At 50.2% G+C, this 20340-nt stretch carries 19 protein-coding genes; 12 read left to right on the top strand and 7 right to left on the bottom strand.

Going from position 1 to position 20340, the window contains the following annotated elements:
* The first annotated feature begins 3 nt into the window (after window positions 1-3).
* The 6 genes from F4X88_08480 to F4X88_08455 all read left to right on the top strand — a co-directional run bounded on the left by F4X88_08480 (window position 4) and on the right by F4X88_08455 (window position 4957).
* On the top strand, window positions 4-450 hold the full coding sequence (locus tag F4X88_08480) for a VOC family protein (protein ID MYA56315.1): 447 nt from the start codon (window positions 4-6) through the stop codon (window positions 448-450).
* A gap of 20 nt (window positions 451-470) precedes the next feature.
* Entirely contained in the window at window positions 471-665 is a 195-nt protein-coding gene (locus tag F4X88_08475) for a hypothetical protein (protein ID MYA56314.1), read from the top strand.
* 2 nt (window positions 666-667) lie between these two features.
* Window positions 668-1195, top strand: coding sequence for a hypothetical protein (locus tag F4X88_08470; protein ID MYA56313.1), 528 nt, complete (start codon window positions 668-670; stop codon window positions 1193-1195).
* Window positions 1196-1503: 308 nt separating this feature from the next.
* The gene (locus F4X88_08465) at window positions 1504-2574 is read left to right on the top strand and encodes a hypothetical protein (protein MYA56312.1); all 1071 of its coding nucleotides are present in this window, start codon (window positions 1504-1506) and stop codon (window positions 2572-2574) included.
* A gap of 3 nt (window positions 2575-2577) precedes the next feature.
* The gene (locus F4X88_08460; GenBank protein ID MYA56311.1) at window positions 2578-3771 is read left to right on the top strand and encodes a hypothetical protein; all 1194 of its coding nucleotides are present in this window, start codon (window positions 2578-2580) and stop codon (window positions 3769-3771) included.
* Window positions 3772-3895: 124 nt separating this feature from the next.
* Window positions 3896-4957 carry a hypothetical protein gene (locus F4X88_08455; protein MYA56310.1) on the top strand — a complete coding sequence of 354 codons (1062 nt, stop codon included), beginning with the start codon at window positions 3896-3898 and terminating at the stop codon, window positions 4955-4957.
* Window positions 4958-5141: 184 nt separating this feature from the next.
* Here the strand turns inward: F4X88_08455 and F4X88_08450 are convergent, their stop codons facing one another.
* The 3 genes from F4X88_08450 to F4X88_08440 form a co-directional block, all read right to left on the bottom strand.
* Window positions 5142-6773, bottom strand: coding sequence for a T9SS type A sorting domain-containing protein (locus F4X88_08450; protein MYA56309.1), 1632 nt, complete (start codon window positions 6771-6773; stop codon window positions 5142-5144).
* A gap of 173 nt (window positions 6774-6946) precedes the next feature.
* Window positions 6947-7327 (bottom strand): hypothetical protein, encoded by a 381-nt coding sequence (locus tag F4X88_08445; protein ID MYA56308.1) that lies wholly within the window; start codon window positions 7325-7327, stop codon window positions 6947-6949.
* Window positions 7328-7344: 17 nt separating this feature from the next.
* A complete protein-coding gene (locus tag F4X88_08440) occupies window positions 7345-8442 on the bottom strand; it encodes a hypothetical protein (GenBank protein ID MYA56307.1) in 1098 nt (365 codons plus the stop codon).
* 218 nt (window positions 8443-8660) lie between these two features.
* Here F4X88_08440 and F4X88_08435 point away from each other — a divergent pair, with 218 nt between their 5' ends.
* Window positions 8661-9488, top strand: coding sequence for a phosphoenolpyruvate hydrolase family protein (locus F4X88_08435; protein ID MYA56306.1), 828 nt, complete (start codon window positions 8661-8663; stop codon window positions 9486-9488).
* A 101-nt stretch (window positions 9489-9589) separates the two neighbouring features.
* Here the strand turns inward: F4X88_08435 and F4X88_08430 are convergent, their stop codons facing one another.
* The 4 genes from F4X88_08430 to F4X88_08415 all read right to left on the bottom strand — a co-directional run bounded on the left by F4X88_08430 (window position 9590) and on the right by F4X88_08415 (window position 14419).
* A complete protein-coding gene (locus tag F4X88_08430) occupies window positions 9590-11203 on the bottom strand; it encodes a Rieske 2Fe-2S domain-containing protein (GenBank protein ID MYA56305.1) in 1614 nt (537 codons plus the stop codon).
* A gap of 2 nt (window positions 11204-11205) precedes the next feature.
* Window positions 11206-12276, bottom strand: a complete 1071-nt coding sequence (locus tag F4X88_08425; GenBank protein ID MYA56304.1) for a hypothetical protein — start codon at window positions 12274-12276, stop codon at window positions 11206-11208.
* A 54-nt stretch (window positions 12277-12330) separates the two neighbouring features.
* The gene (locus F4X88_08420) at window positions 12331-13131 is read right to left on the bottom strand and encodes a phytanoyl-CoA dioxygenase family protein (protein ID MYA56303.1); all 801 of its coding nucleotides are present in this window, start codon (window positions 13129-13131) and stop codon (window positions 12331-12333) included.
* A 160-nt stretch (window positions 13132-13291) separates the two neighbouring features.
* Complete coding sequence (locus tag F4X88_08415) at window positions 13292-14419, bottom strand: mandelate racemase/muconate lactonizing enzyme family protein (GenBank protein ID MYA56302.1); 1128 nt, start codon at window positions 14417-14419, stop codon at window positions 13292-13294.
* A gap of 196 nt (window positions 14420-14615) precedes the next feature.
* Between F4X88_08415 and F4X88_08410 the strand changes: the two genes are divergently transcribed.
* The 5 genes from F4X88_08410 to F4X88_08390 all read left to right on the top strand — a co-directional run bounded on the left by F4X88_08410 (window position 14616) and on the right by F4X88_08390 (window position 20284).
* Window positions 14616-15650, top strand: coding sequence for a Gfo/Idh/MocA family oxidoreductase (locus tag F4X88_08410; protein MYA56301.1), 1035 nt, complete (start codon window positions 14616-14618; stop codon window positions 15648-15650).
* Window positions 15651-15807: 157 nt separating this feature from the next.
* A complete protein-coding gene (locus F4X88_08405) occupies window positions 15808-16620 on the top strand; it encodes a phytanoyl-CoA dioxygenase family protein (protein ID MYA56300.1) in 813 nt (270 codons plus the stop codon).
* Between the two features lie 26 nt (window positions 16621-16646).
* Window positions 16647-17459: a phytanoyl-CoA dioxygenase family protein gene (locus F4X88_08400; GenBank protein MYA56299.1), complete on the top strand. Its 813-nt coding sequence runs from the start codon at window positions 16647-16649 to the stop codon at window positions 17457-17459.
* A gap of 309 nt (window positions 17460-17768) precedes the next feature.
* Window positions 17769-19403, top strand: coding sequence for a thiamine pyrophosphate-requiring protein (locus tag F4X88_08395; GenBank protein MYA56298.1), 1635 nt, complete (start codon window positions 17769-17771; stop codon window positions 19401-19403).
* Between the two features lie 110 nt (window positions 19404-19513).
* Complete coding sequence (locus F4X88_08390; protein MYA56297.1) at window positions 19514-20284, top strand: LamG domain-containing protein; 771 nt, start codon at window positions 19514-19516, stop codon at window positions 20282-20284.
* Window positions 20285-20340 lie beyond the last annotated feature (56 nt).

Below are 20340 nucleotides of genomic sequence, written 5' to 3'. Positions count from 1 at the left end.
TCCATGCTAAACTTATCGCATTCAACCATCGACATCGCTATTACCTGTAGCGACTTTGAAGCGTCACTCGACTTTTATCACAACAAGTTGGGACTTGAGATCGTGCTGGAGTTGGAAATTCCAGATGACCTCGCACGCGGTGTCGGACTTGCGCCAACAGGCTTTCGCCAGGTCCGGCTTAAAGCCGGTAACACATTGTCCTCGGATGCCACACGCGCATCCGTTCTGAAGCTGATGGATATTGAATCACCACCGCCGACACCAGCAGATGGATTCTCAGCGGGTGTCCGCTGGCTTACCTTTTTTGTAGAGGATATTCAGGAAACCGTTGATGCCTTAAAGCAGAAGGGTGTTGAATTTCTATCTGAACCGATAGGCGCGCCGGACGCAGTCGGTGTTGCGTGTGCGAAGGACCCGGACGGCATTCTGGTTGAATTGGTCCAAATATAAGACTATTTCTAACGGATGAATTGCCTGAAGTTGATCTGGTAGTGGTCCCTGTTAAGTTTGGCAGCGTACTTCTACTCACCAATCTCACTCCACACCGCTCCATTCCGAATGTCAGTTATCAGGTCCGATGGAGTGTTGATTCCCGCTATCAGGACGCGGCGAACCAGAAACCCGCTCGTAATGGAATGGAGAGCGGTCCAGGAGCAAAAAATTAAAAATGCGTAATTTCAAACGATTATCCCCATTTTTTGTTATTCTGATCTTTCTGATAAGCGGAGCCACACCTACAACCGATCCTCAAACAGCAAGTTTTGGCTTGCAAGCTACGCCAAAAGAGAAACCGCAAGAAGTCGAACTCCGAGGCAAAATCGTCTGCTTGGCGGAGGAGATGCACACGCACTATGCCGTAGAACTCTTGAAAACCCGCGATCCTCTATACGGTGTCAAGACCGAGGATGGACGATACTATACGCTTTTACCGACATCGCTGGCGGAGGCGCTCTTTGTGGATGAGCAGCTCCATGAGAAAGATCTGATTCTCAAGGGTCGCGTCTTTCCCAACACGCAACTATTGGAAGTCATCCGGTTTTATTCTGTCAAAGATGGTGTGATACATGAACTCTATTACTACTGCGATATATGTTACATCCGAGCGGTTGCCCCCGGGAATTGCGATTGCTGTCAGGCACCGGTTGTGCTTATTGAGAAACCGCTAAATGTCGATTCTACGATACCCTCGCCGTAGACAGATTTTTTGTGTCTCATCAAATCGAATCGATTTTCAGGAATAATTTCTTTACGACTTACGCAGGTCGCTCTTTTGTAGCATAACCTGTTAGGTTGTGCCCTGAAAACACTTGTGATTCTTGAGCGTTTCTCCTCTAATGGAACGTCATATCGTCAAAATTGCGTAAGTCTTGTTCTTTATACACAGCTAACGTGCCAATTTTATGCACCTTTGCTACTCTAAAATTGTGTCTTTAACGGGAAAAAAGCTTCTCTTTCCGAATGTCTGATCTCGAACGCACGTTCTAACCGTATAAGGAGAAAACTATGTTCGCAAAATGCAGGTATTTGCAATGGGCTCTTATCCTTTTCCTCGTTGGTGCCGCTAACAGTTTTGCTGGAAATTGGGAACAGGTATCCGAACTGCCAACATGGAGAAGAGGCATGGCAGCCGCTGCTGTGAATGGTAAAATTTATCTGACCGGCGGTTTCGATCACCATAAAAATTTAGGGGGTGGTGCCCCTGCACTTTCAACGGTAGATGTCTATGACACACGGACGAACACATGGCGGAAAGCTGCAAGTATGCCGACAGCGCGGATTTCTGCCAGAGCTGCCGTTTTTTCCACCGACATCTATGTATTTGGCGGCAGAGAGGAGATGCGTGGGGAATACACAAAAATCGTTGAGATGTATGACACACGCACCGATACATGGGTCAGGAAACGGGATATGCCAACGCGCCGTAAAGGGTTCGTCACCGCTGTCGTTGACGGGAAGATATATATCATTGGCGGGAGCATCCAGAACAAAAAACTCGGCAAACGGGAAGCTACAGGTCTTGTTGAGGTTTACGATCCTTTGATCAATAAATGGGAGAAACGGACGAGTATGCCGACAGAACGAGAATGGGCGAAGGCTGCAGCTGTAGACGGTAAAGTTTATGTGCTCGGCGGTGAACTTTCGTTCGCGGGACCCCTTGGTGATCGTCTTGTTAATGCTATTGAGGCATATAATCCGAAAACCAACACGTGGCGTAAACGCCCTGATATACCGATGCCGAAATGTTGGTTTGAAACCGCTGTCGTCGATAATGAGATTTGGACAATAGGCGGCTACGATCCGAACAATGGGTTTAGACATATTGATGCTGTAGATATTTATAATCCAACAGTCAACAAGTGGCGCAAAGGACAACCTCTAACGATCCCAAAATCAACAACGGCGGCTGTTGTGAATGGTACCATCTATCTCTTGGGAGGTTGGTTAGACAGCAGAAACAGTATATTTTCGCCAATCGTTGAGGCATATGACACCGGCTTTCTGGCGGTGAACCCAAAAGGCAAACTTCCGGGACGCTGGGGGGAACTCAAGAAACAGACCGCAAGGAATAATTAAAAGATGGAAAAACGACCTAAAATCGCTGCGATTGCGACGATTTATCATAAGTACTCGCACACGCAGCACATCGTCGATCGGTTCTTGGAAGGCTACGGCTGGAACAGCCGACATCATCACCCACCGATGGATCTCGTCTCTCTTTTCGTTGAACAGGTTAAGGACAACGACCTCAGTCGCGAACGACTGGAACGTTTCCCGTCAATGAAGGGGTATCCCACCATTGCGGAGGCACTCACCCTCGGCGGTGAGGAACTCGCAGTCGACGGTGTCCTAATTATCGGTGAGCATGGCGAATATCCCACCAACGAAAAGGGACAACGTCTCTATCCACGCTATGAACACTTCATGCAAATCGCTGAGGTCTATGAAAAAAGTGGTCGCGGCGTGCCAACTTTTAACGACAAACATCTCTCATGGAACTGGGAGTGGGCGCGCGAAATGTACGACATCTCTCAATCTATGGGCTTCGCGTTTATGGCAGGCTCATCCTTGCCGGTTACGTGGCGCACACCTTCTATTGACATGCCGCTCGGTGTCCCTGTCTCCGAGGCGGTATGTGTCGGATACGGGGGTGTGGACAGTTACGACTTCCACGCTTTAGAGACGTTACAGTGTATGGTAGAGCGGCGCGAAGGTGGTGAAGGTGGGGTCAAATGGCTACAAGCGTATCGCGGTGATGCGTTCTGGGAGGCACATCACACCGAATGCTGGTCGCGGGAACTTTTTGAAACGGCGCTCTGTCGGAGTCATACCCTCACACCCTCACGTCAGGGGTTTAACAACCCGTTTCCAAATCTTGATGAGTTGAAGGAGATCGTGAAAGACCCGATAGCGTATCAGTACGAACACGAAGACGGACTCACGTCTACCATGATTCTGATGAACGGGTTGGTCCAAGATTTCAACTTTGCCGCTTATATCGGGACGGACAACGAGATTCTTTCGACACAGATGTATCTCCCGATGCCACCCGCACGGACGACCTTGGCGAACTTCTTCTCGCCGCTGGTTAACAATATAGAGAAAATGTTCCTGACAGGTGAGGCAACCTATCCCGTTGAACGCACACTCTTGACAACGGGGCTTGTTGCGGCAGGTGTTGACAGTCTCTTTACGGAGGGCACGCCGCAGGAGACACCGCATTTAGACATTGCGTATCAACCCACTAAAGAATCAACTTTCTGGAGGACCTGAGGTTATGGAAACAAAAAGGATTGCCGTTATCACGACTATCTACCGTTACCTATCGCATGCGCAGCATTTTGCAGATCGGTTTCTTGTTGGTTATCCGAGACAGGGCAGATGGCATCGTCCCAATATGAAAGTCGTTTCCCTGTTTGTCGATCAGAAACCAGAAGGTGACCAAAGCCTTGACCGTGCCAGAGAGTTCGGTTTCTCTGTGTACCCTACGATTGCCGAAGCACTGAGGTGCGGTGGCGATAAACTCGCTGTGGATGCGGTTCTTTCGATTGGTGAACACGGCGATTATCCGAACAATGAGAAAAACCAGGTGCTGTATCCACGTTATGAATTTTTCAAAGCGTGTGTCAAAGTCTTTGAGGAAGATGGACGTGCCGTGCCTATCTTCAACGACAAGCATCTCTCCTACAGTTTTGAAAAAGCAAAAGAGATGGTGGACGATGGGCATCGTCTCGGTTTTGGGGTGCTCTCGGGTTCGTCTTTACCCGTCACGTGGCGGTTACCGGATGTGGAATTGCCGTTGGAATGTGAGATAGGGGAGGCACTCATGGTAGGTGTTGGAGGCTCGGATCCGATGGACTACCACGCCTTGGAGGCGATGCAATGTATGATAGAACGCCGAAAAGGAGGCGAGACAGGGGTCGCTGCTGTCCAATTAATAGAGGGTGAGGAGGTCTGGAAGGCAGGCAAGGACGGACGCTGGTCTATGAAATTGTTGGAAGCGGCACTTTCGAGAAGTGATACGCCGTGCGGTTTAACGGATGAAGACGGTAGAACACAAGATATGATCAGTAATGGTGAAATCTACCGGCTTGTCGAAAACCCCGCTGCCTATTTCATTGAATATAACGATGGGTTGAGGGCAACGTTGCTGATGCTCAATGGTGCGGTGCGGGATTACTGTTTCGCTGCGAAACTAAAGGACGCACCCGTGCCGGTGTCAACGCAGTTTTTCTTAACGCCAACCCCGAACGTCACCTATTCTGCATGTCTTATCGCCAAGATTGAGGAACTTTTTGAAACAGGTGTTGCACCATACCCGGCGGAGCGGACCTTATTAGTAAGTGGTACATTGGAGAGTTGTCTAACCTCGCGTATCCAAGGGCATGTCAGATTGGAAACACCGCATCTTAATGTCGAATACCGTGCCCCTGCGGAATCACAGCATGCGCGCCTTTAATCCGATCCTTCAATATGCCTCGGATTTTCTGTCTCAGTTTTTACGCAACACTGTGTATGAGCAGAGAAATCTGAAAAATGAAAACTTCAAAGTCCAAAACGACTAATTCCGTAAGAAAATGCGGCAGACAGGAAGCCCACCGCATAAATCCGCTTTGAACAATCTTGTGGAGCCGTTCAGAGATCTATTTCAATATTACCATTTTGCGGAGTGTGGATATGTCGTCGGTCTCCAACTGGTAGAAATAAATTCCACTTGCGACGTGTTCACCAAGGCCATTGCGTCCATCCCAATACGCCGCCCGCTCGCGATCGGTGTAATAGCCAGCCGCCTGCTGTCCAAGTGCCAACGTCCGGATCACAACGCCTTGTGCATTGTAAATCGTGATACGCACATCTGTATCCGCCCCCAATTGATACGGGATCCATGTTTCTGGGTTAAACGGGTTTGGATAGTTCGCGAGCAACCGCGTCTGATCCGGACGCAGTGTCGCAAGGAGCTGCTGTAGATAGTGTAACGTCCGCATCGCATCAGATGAATGATCACCTGTCCCAATCAATAGATCGATCTGTTCTTGGATACCTTCTATCTGTGCGGCACTCGGCTCTATCCCAACGTTTGTCGGTGCCTCCGCAGTGCCACTGGCAGGTATTGTTATTGAAGCTGAAGTATATCCACTGATGCTCGCTGAGATAGTGTGGGCGTCTGACGCGGTGGGTAATGTAGCGGTTACAACAAGAGACGACCCGATGCCAGCACGGATATGGACTCTTGCCGGGGCCGTAACGCCGGAGAGTTTCACCGTCAGCCCACCTTTTGGGGGATTGCCATTTTCCTCGGCAAATATCCGAATGAATTGCTGGTTCCCTATTCGTTCACCGACTAACGTGATTGTGAGGGTTTTCGATGTTATCGGGTCTGATAAACCCAACGGCGTTGTAGGTGGCGTGTTCGTCTGACTATCTTGATTATCTTGACTATCTTGATTATCTTGACTATCTTGGTTATCTTGACTATCTTGGTTATCTTGGCTATTCTGGCTATCAAAATGTACATGACCGTACACCGCGTGGACATGAACACCAAACGGGAGGTGTGAATGTTTTTCTCCCTCGTGAACATGGTATCCATCAGCCTCGTGGGCTGAATGAGGGAACGGCGTGCGTACGTGTGCAGAAAAGGATGCCGTTGGCGTTTCCGTTTCGGCTTGACGCTGCTGCGCCTCTGCAGCAGAATGTGTATGTGTGTAAGCAGCGTGGGTATGCTCTACATTGTTGATACTATTGACAGTGTGTGTATGCTGTATACCGTGCGTATGCGTGCCGCCGTCAGCATCGCTATGCTCATGATCTTCTCGTACAATGCTCGTCTCATGATTCGGTATTCCAGCATCAACAGCTCTGCCGTGTGTATGCACACTGTCCTGATGAAAATGTGTCCTTTCACCGAGGTGTTCAAGACCTGAAATTACATGGCTGTGCTGTATCGAACTCCCTCCATGTGTATGGGTGCCAGGATTTTCACGCTCACCATCTATCACGCCGCCATGCTCATGTTCAGGCATCTCCTGCTCATGTGCCTTGATCTTTTCGGCATCATCAGTGGCAGGCGTACAGTCTATCATGTTGCCATTTTCATCATGATAGTGAGACGTACCATCGGATGTGTTTAAACAGCTGTGTTTAACATCCTGAGTATGTGCTCTGTCGTCTTTGTGTGCTTCTGCAGCGGGTGTCAGCGTAATCAGAGCGATAATGAGTGTGACGGACACAAATACTTTATGTATAGACATCTGATATCTAAGGTTCTGAAACATTTATTTCCTTTCTTAATTTTTTCTGTTTGCGAGTGCTCTATAGCATCCGGATCGTTGATTTGATTTATTGAGCCGGTTCAGGGCGAGTTCCCTTTTGCCTACCTGATAGTCGTTAACGTATCAAGTTGGCGAGCAGTTACAGTGGAGTCACAAGGTTCTGTGCTTGCCTCCCACTAAAATTCCATGCCTTCTAATTTGAGATAGGCGGCGAGTTGCCTTTTGCCTGTCTGATAGCCGTGGTTGCCTCTCCCAATTTTCGTTTCGACGATATATTTCCGCTGATTGTGCGTGTAGAGTTGCTCATAAAAAACGGGAGGCGCGGCATCGCGCATGATTTGGAAATCCAACTGGATCGGGAAATAGGGTGAGTCTTGGGTTGCGAGGGCGTCAAGTGCTAATCGAAAAAAGGCGGTCTTGCCGGTTTGACGAGGTGCAAAGAGCACGACATATCTGCCCGCTTTGATGCGACTGATGAAATCGGCGACCTCTTCAGTGCGTGAAACAATATAGTGCTGCTCGGGACGAACACACCCATAAGTGCTAAAGCTTTTCATTTTCGGCTCCTCAACTGTTAGGTCCCTGATGTCTCGGCTGTGAGGGCAGAGGCAACCTGCACGAGGTCTCGGATGTCAACCACGCCATCCCTGTTAACATCCGCGCGGTGCTGTCCGGTTTTCCCGAAATGTGTTGAGATGAACGTGAGGTCTTGGATATTGACAGTGCCGTCTCTGTTAACATCTTCTGGGCGCTGGACATTCCATGTTCCCTCGCCTTGAACGAGTGTTGTGAATTCCGTGAGTGCCGATTTATCGTGGATCAAAGTTTGGAAGTCTGGGTCTTTGAAGAAATATCCGATCTCCGGTGTCTCTTTAATATAATCCACAGACTCCCTATCCATTCCAAACGTTCTGAGGAGTTCAGGGTGAGCCACCACGGTTTCGACCAACTCTGGTGTCAAGTGGTTCCGATTTTCAGGCACCTCCAGCCATTCTAAAATCTTCGGCACTGCTGTCTGAATTCTCGGTTGTTGAAAGGTCTTCCCGTATCTATCAAACATCTGTGTGGCGAGGCTCACCCGTGGATAGACGGTCGGCAGGAGTCTACTGCGTGTCGGAAGCGTGGTCGTGAAGTTCGCGGTATCCAGATAAATTTCAAAGAACATGCCCCAATTCTCCTGATTATCACTCACCTTGACCAAGAGGAGATTATTCCCAGCATTTAAATCTACACGAAACGTGTCTTGAATACCTGTTGTGCCTCTGTCGACATTGTTGATGTGGACGACTTTGCCGTTCAGCCAGACTTTGACGGCATCATCACTGCCGACACCCATCTGAACATTTCTCTGGGTGCGGCGTGAGACAACGTTAATCAAGGCATACACCGTATGGTAATCCAGATTCGGATTGCGACTGAGTCCTATCCTATTGACGACTTCGTTGACATTGTTAGAATAACATCCGAGAATCCAGAACAGGCAGTCCACAGTCGGGCGGATGTGCCCACGTGTCCATCGCAATTGTCCCACGGGTGTATGTTCGTTTATGCCGTATTCAGTGATGGACTGCTCGGTCAGAGCCCCTTGGCTGGTTACCGCGAGATAGTCGCTATGGATATTCGCGCCTTTCGTAAGCATCCACAGCCAGGGGCCCTCTATATAAGCCTCCACAGGATGGCAAAGAACACCTATAAATAAAGCGAAAAGACTTATCAGAACGCAGCTTGTGGGTTTGTTATACAGATTCATGAACATTGCTCTGTCAAAGGGGTTTCCTTGTAAAAAAACAGTGGAATGAAGCCGGTTAAAAGTGTTAGACAAAATCTAATACTTTGCTATAATGGGTATAGTATACTACACCCAATTATCATACGCAAGGATAACCACGCATGAAATTCAAACGCGAAGAAATTTTAGCGCAATTACGCAACAACATTGACGCAGGCAAGCCCATCATCGGCGCAGGGGCTGGCACAGGTATCTCCGCAAAGTGCGAAGCCGCGGGTGGCATTGACCTGATTATTATTTATAACTCCGGCAGATTCAGAATGGCGGGTAGAGGTTCCCTCGCCGGTATGATGCCTTATGGCGACGCGAACCAGATTGTCGTTGAGATGGCGAGCGAAGTGCTACCCGTCGTTCCAGACACACCCGTCCTCGCGGGGGTCTGTGGGACGGATCCATTTCGCTTGATGGATGTCTTTCTGAGTCAGATAGATGCGATCGGATTTTCCGGGGTACAAAACTTCCCGACGGTAGGGCTGATTGACGGCACATTTCGTCAACTGCTTGAGGAGACCGATATGGGATACGGACCCGAAGTGGAGATGATCCGAACGGCGCATCAGATGGGAATGCTCACCACGCCGTATGCCTTCAATGAAACCGAGGCAGAGCAGATGGCGGATGCGGGTGCGGATATCCTCGTCGCACACATGGGATTGACAACAAAGGGGTCTATCGGTGCGCAAACCGCTCTCACGCTTGCGGATGCCGCCAAACGGGTGCAAGCCATCCACGATGCCGCAAAAGGGGTTAACTCGGAGATTCTCGTTATCTGTCACGGGGGTCCGATCGCTGAGCCAGAGGACGCAACGGACGTTCTGGAGAACACCGAAGGGGTCGTAGGGTTCTACGGCGCGTCAAGTGCCGAGCGTCTCCCGACGGAACGCGCGATTACGGCGCAAATTGAAGAATTCAAGAAAATTCGGTTATAGTTCCGCGTCCATTCATCCGGTAGGCGCGGTTTCCAACCGCGCCGGTCTATCGGCGGTTTCTTTCTATCCGATAGATGTGTTTCCACATTGCCAACAAATGCTTACAACGGCACAACGCCGGCGTATTTAACACCTGTCAAATAGGCGATATCGCGTTCCGATGTTGTCAAATCGTCAGCGTTGAACTGATTTAAATGCGTGTGTCCACAGGCACGTGCTAACACCTGCATGAGGGACGCAGAGGCACCGAGAAACCGATTTAGCTGTTCTGCTGCGACTTCCACCTTGAGTCGAGAACGCAGATGCGCCTTCTGTGTTGCGATACCGACAGGGCAGTTATTGGTATGGCAGGCGCGCATCCCGATACAACCGATCGCCTGCATCGCTGAATTCGCAATCGCGACCCCATCTGCGCCGAGTGCCAACGCTTTGGCGAAATCAGCTGGTGTTCGCAAACCGCCGGTAATAATAAGCGTGACATCGCTGTTGCCAGTGTCGTCGAGGTATTTTCGTGCCCGCGCTAAGGCTGGCATCGTTGGGACTGAGATGTTATCTCGGAATAGAAGTGGTGCGGCACCAGTGCCACCGCCACGACCGTCCAAAATAATATAGTCCACACCGACGTGAAGAGCGGCTTCAATGTCCTTCTCGATATGTTGTGCGGAGAGCTTAAACCCGATCGGGATGCCCCCAGTCTCCTTTCGCACCAATTCAGCAAACTTTGCAAAGTCGTCTAATGTTTCCCAATCGGGAAACCGAGCGGGTGAAATTGCGGGTTCCCCTGGACGCAACCCACGGACGGCTGCGATCTCCGCTGTTACCTTGTCGCCTGGAAGATGGCCGCCTGTTCCCGTCTTTGCTCCTTGTCCACCCTTGAAGTGGAATGCCTGTGCGTGTTCCAGTTTATCGTAAGAGAATCCGAACCGTGCGGAAGCGAGTTCGTAAAAATAGCGACTGTTTGATTGCGCCTCTGCCAATAGCATACCGCCTTCACCGGAGCAGATGCCTGTGCCCGCCATCTCTGCGCCCTTCGCTAATGCGGTTTTCGCTTCAGCCGACAGCGCGCCAAAACTCATATCGGAGACAAAGATCGGTATATCAAGTTTTAGCGGTTTCTTCGCTCTCGGGCCGATCACCATCTCTGTCCCGACCGGTTGGTCATCAAGATGTGGTGTTTTGTGGAGTTGCGCAACAACGAACTGCAGTGCGTCCCAATTCGGTAAATTCTCCCGAAGCACTCCCATCGCCTCGGTTTGACCGTGGTGCCCGACTTTACGCAGTCCGTGGCGTGCCAATTCCTGAATTTGGGCGACGTAGGGTTCTTCTGAGGTGCCGTGGGTGTCTTGATACGTTCCCTGATACTCATCTCGATGATAAGGTTGTGGGTTCTGACCTTCCCACGCTCGGATTTCATCCCCGTCAACATAGACAGTATCGTCTTCTATCCATGCATTAAACTTGGCGAGACGTTCGGTGTTCTGATATTCGCTGATACCGGTATCGTAACGGTAATCCCAGTGGTGAACACCGCATATTAGGTTTTCGCCATCAATATACCCGTCTGCGAGCAAAGCCCCTCGGTGATGGCATCTCCCGTAAAGCACAGAAACTTCGTTGTCATACCGGATGACCACGAGATCGACATTGGCAACAAGAGCATAAGCCGGCTCGCGGTCGTTGAGTTCGCTGAGATCAGCGATTTTTGTTTTCGTCATTTTTATGGTTCCAGATAGTTTTCGTTGATATAGCGCGTAATCAACTCGATCTCTTCTTCTTCAAGGTAAAGCCCAATTTCTACCATCCGTGCTATGAGTTCGATTGTCTCCTCTTCAGAGCGAGGCGGATAGTCTTCAACATCGGTAATCGGATGACATTGAGAGCATCTGTCCTCGAAGAGTGCTTGCGCTTCTACTGCGTCATAGGTATCGGTTTCCGCGGTATCCGTTTCAACTTCTACATCCATTTCCATAGTGAAAGTTGCAATTTGGGCAGCTGCTTTCGCTTCGTCCGCACGCATCTGTTCTTGCCGTTGTTGCCGAGCCGAAGTTTGAATATCAGGTGTAATCGCGATGAGATACGCCGAGACCGTCCATTCCTCTTCTGTGTAAATGGGTTCACCGATCATTGGCTTTATCGCCATGCGGTTGACGAGACGGACCCAATCTGTGGGGGTGCGTGGTTTCGCGAGAATGGTGCGTAGGTCGTGGCAGACAACGCATTTGCGCTGTAACACATGCTGCCCCTCCCGCAATTTTCGTTTTGATGCGAGTTGGTCGATCGGTGCTGCTGTTGGCAATCCAGCGGTTTCAAGCAGCTTACGGGTTCGCGCGATCCCCTCATCGCTAAATGCCATTGTTTGTGTTCGCAATGCTGCTTCTCGGAATGTGAAAGGAACCGACAATCCAATCAATAGATAAGTGCAAATCAGCAGGGTCGTACCGATATACGGCATCGATTCCTCAAAGTGGCGGAAAAATCGAAGAATGGCGATCTTGACGAGGATTAACACGCCAATAGTGATACCGAGCATCAGGTGGGCGACGGTTCGTGACGGTAGTTCGACTTGGTAATTCCACAAGCGTGGCACCATGTGCCACATCATAAAGACGTAGAGGATCGCATACGCATAGCCGATGAGCCGGTGAAGCAGCATCAAGAAAGGGGGCGCGGCACTCGTCCGTGTCTCTTTGTCGAATGGGTAACCCCATAACTTAAACATTAAAAAGACAGAGGCGTTCGCGAGTCCAAGAAAAATGAGACCCAAGATTGCACTCGTTGAAGTAGACATTTTAAACTTTCCTTGCATGTAAATGAAACGGTTTGTTTCTTGATAGTTTTCGTCCTACACTTCCAAGGTCGGACGGTTTAATCGCGAATGATAGGGGGGTTCCATGACAGCGCGCTGGCGTTCAGTCGCCCATTCCGGTATTTCATAGGCGGGCACATACGCCATGTTACCTGCGGTATACCGGGTTAGAATGGAGCGGCGCGGATGTTCAGCAGTCCACGGGAGCGTTCCGTGTGTCACCGCCTCCGTGAAGATTAACACATCCCCAGCGTTGCAGACGAGCTGTCGTATGTGCTCTTGGTGTTCTTGGTAGAGCCGCATATTTTTCGGACACGGGTAGTTGCTCTTATGGCTTCCGGGTATAACGATTAATCCACCCGCTCCGGGTGGCACGTCCGTCAATTGGAATGTGACGACAGTCAAGCCGTTGTGCATGCGTCCATCACGGAAGATGTAGTACTGGTTCGGATCAAAACCGGGCCCCGAAGATCCATGAAAAATGAAGCCTTCTGCCCCTTTGTCCATTGAGAGCAGGAACATCTGATGATCCATACGGAATCCCTTTCCCAATATCTCATTGAGATAAGGAACGAGGGTCGGATGTGCGAGCATGTGTCGGAACGGATTGCACCACGGCTCTTCCCAGCCGAGCATGCCACCGAGTTCGCCTCTGCCTTGTTCACCTTTCAGTTCTGGGGAGCCGCCATCGAGCGTCTGGTCACGTGGACGGATACGCGCTTGGTCGCTATGTCTATCGATTGCTTCGTTGGCGAGGGCTACCTCTTCAGGTGTTAGCACGTTCTTGATAACAAGGTAGCCGTTCAGATCGAATAGATATTTTTCATCAGCATTCATGTTTTAATTTTTCCTTGCGGATAAGTAACGGTGTTCGTGCTTTGAAGGTTTTCGTGTTCGAGTCGCCTGCGCCGTTGTTGCAGGCTTCGGATTTGGTGCTATCCTAAGAAGGAACGGTGTTAGACGAAAACCTCTTAACTGAAAACTGACAACTATAGGCTTATACCGCGTAGGCAACAGAACCGTCCTCACGCAAAGGTGTCGTGCCGGTATTCATCGGTTGATAAGGGTTCTCCTCGATTAAACTGTCGTCAAGTTCAATACCCAAACCCGGAGCTTCAGGGATGGGAATGTAACCGCCTTCCCGCTGATACGCCACTTTGTAAACGGCGAAGTCTTCGGATTCATCACCTTTCGTATACTCCTGTGTGATGAAGTTCGGGATGCTCGTGTCTAAGTGAAGTGATGCAGCAGTAATAAGCGGTCCGAGGAAGTTGTGCGTGACAACCGCACTATGATACGCTTCCGCGAGTGCCGCGATTTTCTTGCAATGTGTTATACCGCCTGCCAAACCGAGATCCGGACGGACGTATTGCGGTCCGCCTGCCTCCAAGAGTTCACGAAATTCCCAGATACTGACATTGCGTTCGCCGATAGCGAGTGGCGTTGTCATCCGTTTCGCTAATTCCGCTTGCGTTGTAATCGTATCTATCTGGATCGGGTCTTCGATGAAATAGAGATTGAAGGGTGCCAGTGCGGATTCTAAGACGATGCTGTTCATCGGTGTCAGTTTCCGATGCACTTCAACAATCAGATCGAGATCCGGTCCACCGCCTTCACGTGCAGCAGCGACAATGTCACGGGCAGTCTTGACGAGTCGATCGACGGTCATATCTTGGAAACCACCGACCACTGGGTCAAATTTGAGTGCCGTGAAACCTTCTTCAACAGCCGCTTTCGCTGCGTCATACATCGTTTCGGGTGTGCTGCCGCCACCGAGAAGATGCAATCGAATCTTATCACGGCAGTTGCCACCTAACAGTTCCCAGATCGGGACACCGAAATGTTTGCCCTTGATGTCCCACAAGGCGATGTCCACCGCACTAATAGCACCGCTCAACGCGGTTCCACGAAACGGTCCCATGCGATAGAGGTATTGCCAGTGATGTTCAATCCGCAGCGGGTTCTGTCCGATGAGGTGTTTCTTAAACGTATTGATAATGCTATCAACGGCTTCTGGATACCCCCAACACGCTGTCTGTCCCACACCGCTGAGGCCCGTATCTGTATGGATCCGGATCACATAGCCGTTCCTGATAAAAAACGACTCAACCTTATCAATCTTCATGTAGCCCTCCTGAATTGGCTTTTATGTTACTGTGTTGCATTGTATCACGAGCACACGAATTTGACAATAGAGAAAACATGACAGTCGAATATCTCTGACTTCCAAATCAAACGGTTGACACAAATTTGTGCGCGTGCTAATATAATAGCAAATTTCGGAAACCGACAAACTGCACGCTTCAACGAGGAGGCACGTTATGACGATGTATCGAACTGGGATCGTTGGTGGGAGGCGGGGTGTACACCATGCCCGACGTTATGAAGGCATCGAAAATATGAAGGTAATTGCCATCTGCGAAATCGACGAGGAACGGTTAAAAATAGCGGCGGAAGAACTGAACGTCCCGGGTTACACAGACTACGTCGAGATGTTGGAAAAGGAGAAACCTGATATTGTCCATGCCGTCACAGAGCCGACGGTGCCACGGCATATCTGGGTAGAACCTGCCGCCGAAGCAGGCGTTAAGGCGTTGGTGATAGAAAAACCGCTCGCGCTGAGACCCAGCGAAGCAGAGGCACTCGCTGCCGCGTATGAGAAGACAGGTTTGAAAATTATCGTCAATCATCAACGGCGGTATCTACCTTTCGCTGAAAAACTGCTGGAGTTTTTTGCTGACGATAGTCTCGGCGACATACATTTCATCCGCGCCTGCACCGAGGGCGACATTACCGATATGGATACACACTTGATGGATGTCGTGCTTTTCGCACTAAAAGACATCCCGATTACGCATGTGTGGGGTGCCGTTCAAGGCGCAGAAACCTATCACATTCCGCATCGGCAATGCCCCGAAGATTTGATGGCGATTTATACGTTCGAGAACGGGGCCCGCGTCTTTTTTGAGTCCGCACGGACAGCCTTTGGAACCATTGATTTCCCCGACAGTAATCCGCGGTGCAACCTCGATTTTTGGGGGACGAAAGGCAGAATGTGGTGGCGAGAAAACGGTTCATGGGGCTATCAGTTTGACGGTATGACGGAGCACTTTGTCGAGAAAACCCACTTCGGCGAAGATGACAAATTCGGGCAACGCGACTTTACCCAAGCGGTTGCTACATGGTTGGATGACGAAAATCAACCGCATCGGAACAGATTGGAATATGCCCTGCTCGGTTTTGATTTGATTATGGCGGCGTATCGCTCCGCACTCATCGGCGAGCGGATTGCATGGCCCCCGAAACTCTCCGATGAAGAGTGGGTAGAACTGAAAAATAGGGTGACTGGTGCGTAAAATTGGGTCCGCAGCCTGCAACAATACGCAAAAATACCCCGGGGAATGCCACACGGCATTCATACCGTTGATTCGCAAAAACACGCAGGCGGTTCTACGGAGAAGAACGTCAAACTATCAATTCACCTCACCGAACCGCAAGGAAAATTTAAAAGATATGCTTGAGCAAACTCAGGTTGACACATTTCGTGAAAAAGGCTTTCTCCTCGGAAACCGAGTTTTAAGTGATGAACAGGTTGACGAATTGCGTGAAGAATTGGCGCGTGTTATTGATGATTATGAAAGGGACGATGTCGCACAACCCGTGCGCATCGCCAATCTCGGTGGCAAGGAAGAGAGTCCCGTCTGGCAGATCGTCAATATTTGGGAAGCGAGTTCTGCCTATCACCGACTCGTTCACAATCCGATCATCGTAGAAGAGATTGGGCAGCTCATGTCGGCGACAGAGTTGCGCGTCTGGCACGACCAGATCCAATACAAACCGCCGAAAGTCGGGGGTGTGAATCGTTGGCATCAGGATTCGCCGTTGTGGGGTATTCTCACCCCGAAAACGAGTCAGGTATCGGCTTGGGTTGCGTTGGACGATGTCGATGAAAGCAACGGATGTATGCGGATGGTCCGTGGCTCCTATCACTGGGGCAGTCAGATGCCGTTCTTGCGTGAGGTCCCAGACATCGATACGATGCCGGATCAATTTGAAGGTAACGGATTGGAGGTAGAATTCTGCCCGGTGCCGAAAGGGCATGTCCATTATCATCACGCCTTAACGTGGCACGGGTCGCATGACAATACCAGTGAGGGACCTCGGCGTGCGATTGCGGTGCATTATATGACGAGTGAAACGCTCTACGATGAAGATGGCACTCACATCATGAAACGTTTTGTTACCGTTAATGGTGGTGATAAATTGGCAGGTCACCATTTTCCGCTGGTAATGGATGATGGGAAGCCGACAAAAGCCAATATATAAATCTTTGCTATCTATAGGAGACAGATATGCTCAACCCAACCCAGGTTGACACATTTCGTGAGAAGGGTTTTCTCCTCGGGAACCGTGTTTTAAGTGATGAACAGGTTGAGGAGTTGCGTGAGGAGTTGGCACGCGTTATTGATGATTACGAGAAAGCCGATGTTCCGCAGCCGGTACACATCGCCAATCTCGGTCGCAGAGAGGAGAGTCCGGTCTGGCAAGTCGTTAATATTTGGGAAGCAAGTCCGGCCTACCACCGACTCATTTATAACCCGATTATCGTTGAGGAAATTGGTCAATTGATGGCGGCAACAGAGTTGCGCGTCTGGCACGACCAGATCCAATATAAACCGCCGCAAGTCGGGGGTGTCAACATGTGGCATCAGGATTCACCGTATTGGCCCATTCTTACCCCAAAAACGAGTCAGGTATCGGCTTGGGTTGCGTTGGATGATGTCGATGAAAGTAATGGGTGTATGCGGATGGTCCGCGGTTCTCATCATTGGGGCAATCAGATTCCGTTCCTCCATTCCGTCAAAGACATTGATTCGATGCCGGATCAATTTGAAGAGAATGGATTGAAGGTGGAGCTTTGTCCTGTACCAAGGGGTCATGTCCATTACCATCATTCCTTGACGTGGCACGGATCGCACGACAACGCCAGCGATAGTCCTCGACGTGCGATTGCCGTGCATTATATGACAGGCGAAACACTATATGATGCCAGCGGAACCCATGTTATGAAACCTTTTGTCACCGTCAATGATGGCGATAAATTAGCAGGCGACCATTTTCCACTCGTGATGGATGCTGGGAAACCAACGAGTCCCAGTGTATAAGTCTTTTTTATTACATGAAAAAAACCAAAAACAGAGTCCATAATGTAATGGCATTTTATATTACTTTGCAGTTTGATAAGGTGATGTTGATGATTGAAAACGTTGCGCCATAGATCTGCTTTCCATTTCCTTACAAGCTGCGTTTGTGTTCTTCAACAACCGTAGTCCGTAATGTAATGGAGGGGTGTTTTTGCTTGGGTATTTCTGCGGATTTCCCCTATATCTACGGGGTAGCACCTTCAAATCCAAACTCGACTGACCGAACCGCAAGGAAATATAAAAAACCGAACCGCAAGGAAAGTTAAAAATATGAAAGTTGTTGATGCAGTTGCAAAAGTCCTTAAAGCAGAAGGCGTAGAGTACCTCTTCGCCTATCCTGTTAACCCGATCATCGAGGCGGCGGCGAAATTGGACATCCGTCCGATTATTGTGAGACAGGAACGTATTGGACTGCACATGGCAGACGCGATGAGCCGTATAACCTCCGGCGAGAAGATTGGCGTGTTCTGTATGCAGAGCGGTCCCGGTTCCGAAAACGCCTTCGGGGGTGTCGCCCAAGCCTATGGCGATTCCGCACCGATTGTCGTTCTGCCGGGTGGTTATTCTCGAGGCGTAACCCAGATCCAACCGAATTTCAATTCTGCCCTGAACTATCGGCATGTAACGAAGTCGTGTGAGCAGGTCACGATGCCTGAAGCCGTTCCAGAAGCGATGCGGCGTGCTTTTACACAAGTCCGAAACGGCAGACCGCGTCCCGCACTTGTGGAATTCCCTTCGGATATCTTTGGTGAAGAGATTTCCGATTCCTTTGATCCGACACCCGTGCCTACCGTGCGCTACGGTCCTGACAGCGCGGCGATTGAAGCCGCTGCAGCGGCACTGCTGGATGCCGAGTGTCCTGTTATCTACGCAGGACAAGGGGTACATTACGCCCAAGCGTGGGATTCTTTGAAAGAATTGGCGGAGCTCCTCGGATCACCCGTAACGACGAGTTTAGGAGGCAAAAGCGCGTTTCCTGAAGACCACCCATTAGCATTGGGGTCCGGCGGACGAGCGATTCCGAAACCCGTGCATCACTTCCTCCAAAAAACGGATCTGATTTTGGGGATCGGGTGCAGTTTCACGCGGACCGGCTTCGGAGTCAGGATTCCTGAAGGAAAACGGGTGATTCACGCGACATTGGATCCAGCGGATATCAACAAAGATGTGCCCGTTGAAACGGCACTTGTCGGCGATGCGGGTTTGATTTTAGAGGGTTTGGTAGCAGCCGTCCGAGATCGTTCTAACGGGGCATCCGAAGAGCAAACGGCTGCCGTCACTGGAGAAATTAGTGCGGTTAAAGCGGAATGGCTTGACCAGTGGAAGGCGAAACTCACCTCGGATGAGGTGCCGATGACCCCGTATCGCGTCATCTCGGATTTACTGCACACTGTCGATGTCGAAAACACGATTATTACGCACGATGCGGGAAGTCCGCGGGACCAGATGTCCCCGTTCTGGCAGTCTGTCGCACCGCTTACTTATATCGGTTGGGGCAAAACGACGCAGCTGGGGTACGGTCTCGGACTCGCCATGGGGGCGAAACTCGCCAGACCGGAGGCACTCTGTGTTAACGTTTGGGGTGATGCCGCTATTGGATTCACTGGTATGGATTTCGAGACGGCTGTGCGGGAAAGAATCCCGATTCTCTCCGTGCTTTTCAACAATTTCTCTATGGCGATTGAGATCCCGATTATGCCTGTGTCTACCGAAAAATTCCGTAGCACGGACATCTCTGGCCACTACGCAGACATGGCGAAGGCGTTCGGTGGCTACGGTGAGCGTGTGGAAACGCCTGACCAGATTATTCCGGCTATTCAGCGTGGCATCCAAAAAACGCAAGAAGGCGTTCCTGCCCTGCTTGAGTTTATTACAGCGAAAGAAATTCAGATTTCTTCTTTCTAAATGGCAATCGATGGGAATAGCAATCGGCTGTCGGTTATCGGCGGGCATATCAGTGGCTGCGTGCCAACTGCTGACGACTGACAGCCATAAAAAAAGGAGTAGTTCCTATCATGAAATCGATTATCACAGTTTTTTGCCTCATTGCACTCACGCTGAGTGTCAATGCGTGGGCGTTAAACGATGACAAGGCGCTCATGTTGTATTTCACTTTCGATGAAGACGAGGGTGGCAAAGTGACGGATGTAAGTGGCAATAACATCGAAGGCACTCTTGAAGGCTCGGTCTGGTCGAAAGACGGTAAGATTGGTGGTGCTGTCCACCTTGAAGATTCTGAGCAGTTTGTAGAGGTTGACGCAGTTCCTGAACTCGACATTACCGATGGGCTCACGATTCAGGCGTGGTTTTTCCCAGAGGAATCCCAGGGCGACTCGAACCTGATGGGGCGTAGAAGTAGCGCAAACGTCGGGGGCTATTGTCTCCAGTGGAGCGCGCAATTTACGGGGTCCCCGCAAATTGAGACCTGGATTAACATCGGCGGGTGGCAAGGTTCTCGGAATAAACAGACCATTAAGCCTGACTTGGAGGAGTGGCACCACGTATCTTCTACCTTCGATGGCGATATGATCCGTCAATACATTGATGGAAAGTTGGATGTCGAATTCGCGCCACCGAAGGGTAAAATTAACAGCATTGAAGTCGTCTTCCGTATCGGTAAGGCACAAACGGGGTTACCCGGTATGGTTGGCAGGGTCGATGAGGTTGCCATCTATAACCGCGCCCTTACCGTTGACGAGATTAATCAGGATATGGAAAACGGGGTTTACTTTGCTGTGTCTCCCAAAGATAAACTTGCCACAACATGGGGCAAGCTGAAAATGTAACTGAATCAATATTTTCTGTCATAGCGGCAGTGCCACAATGTCTGCCTGTTGCCAAG

The sequence above is a fragment of the Candidatus Poribacteria bacterium genome (assembly GCA_009839745.1).
GTDB lineage: Bacteria > Poribacteria > WGA-4E > WGA-4E > WGA-3G > WGA-3G.
This window is presented reverse-complemented; position numbering and strand designations above follow the sequence as displayed.

Excerpts from the sequence above, each read along its gene's own strand:
- F4X88_08405 (MYA56300.1), top strand. The coding sequence starts at position 15,808 with ATGCTTGAGCAAACTCAGGTTGACACATTTCGTGAAAAAGGCTTTCTC.
- F4X88_08425 (MYA56304.1), bottom strand. The coding sequence starts at position 12,276 with ATGTCTACTTCAACGAGTGCAATCTTGGGTCTCATTTTTCTTGGACTC.
- F4X88_08445 (MYA56308.1), bottom strand. The coding sequence starts at position 7,327 with ATGAAAAGCTTTAGCACTTATGGGTGTGTTCGTCCCGAGCAGCACTAT.
- F4X88_08415 (MYA56302.1), bottom strand. The coding sequence starts at position 14,419 with ATGAAGATTGATAAGGTTGAGTCGTTTTTTATCAGGAACGGCTATGTG.
- F4X88_08435 (MYA56306.1), top strand. The coding sequence starts at position 8,661 with ATGAAATTCAAACGCGAAGAAATTTTAGCGCAATTACGCAACAACATT.
- F4X88_08420 (MYA56303.1), bottom strand. The coding sequence starts at position 13,131 with ATGAATGCTGATGAAAAATATCTATTCGATCTGAACGGCTACCTTGTT.
- F4X88_08395 (MYA56298.1), top strand. The coding sequence starts at position 17,769 with ATGAAAGTTGTTGATGCAGTTGCAAAAGTCCTTAAAGCAGAAGGCGTA.
- F4X88_08455 (MYA56310.1), top strand. The coding sequence starts at position 3,896 with ATGAAAGTCGTTTCCCTGTTTGTCGATCAGAAACCAGAAGGTGACCAA.
- F4X88_08430 (MYA56305.1), bottom strand. The coding sequence starts at position 11,203 with ATGACGAAAACAAAAATCGCTGATCTCAGCGAACTCAACGACCGCGAG.
- F4X88_08400 (MYA56299.1), top strand. The coding sequence starts at position 16,647 with ATGCTCAACCCAACCCAGGTTGACACATTTCGTGAGAAGGGTTTTCTC.
- F4X88_08450 (MYA56309.1), bottom strand. The coding sequence starts at position 6,773 with ATGTTTCAGAACCTTAGATATCAGATGTCTATACATAAAGTATTTGTG.
- F4X88_08390 (MYA56297.1), top strand. The coding sequence starts at position 19,514 with ATGAAATCGATTATCACAGTTTTTTGCCTCATTGCACTCACGCTGAGT.
- F4X88_08460 (MYA56311.1), top strand. The coding sequence starts at position 2,578 with ATGGAAAAACGACCTAAAATCGCTGCGATTGCGACGATTTATCATAAG.
- F4X88_08465 (MYA56312.1), top strand. The coding sequence starts at position 1,504 with ATGTTCGCAAAATGCAGGTATTTGCAATGGGCTCTTATCCTTTTCCTC.
- F4X88_08410 (MYA56301.1), top strand. The coding sequence starts at position 14,616 with ATGACGATGTATCGAACTGGGATCGTTGGTGGGAGGCGGGGTGTACAC.
- F4X88_08470 (MYA56313.1), top strand. The coding sequence starts at position 668 with ATGCGTAATTTCAAACGATTATCCCCATTTTTTGTTATTCTGATCTTT.
- F4X88_08480 (MYA56315.1), top strand. The coding sequence starts at position 4 with ATGCTAAACTTATCGCATTCAACCATCGACATCGCTATTACCTGTAGC.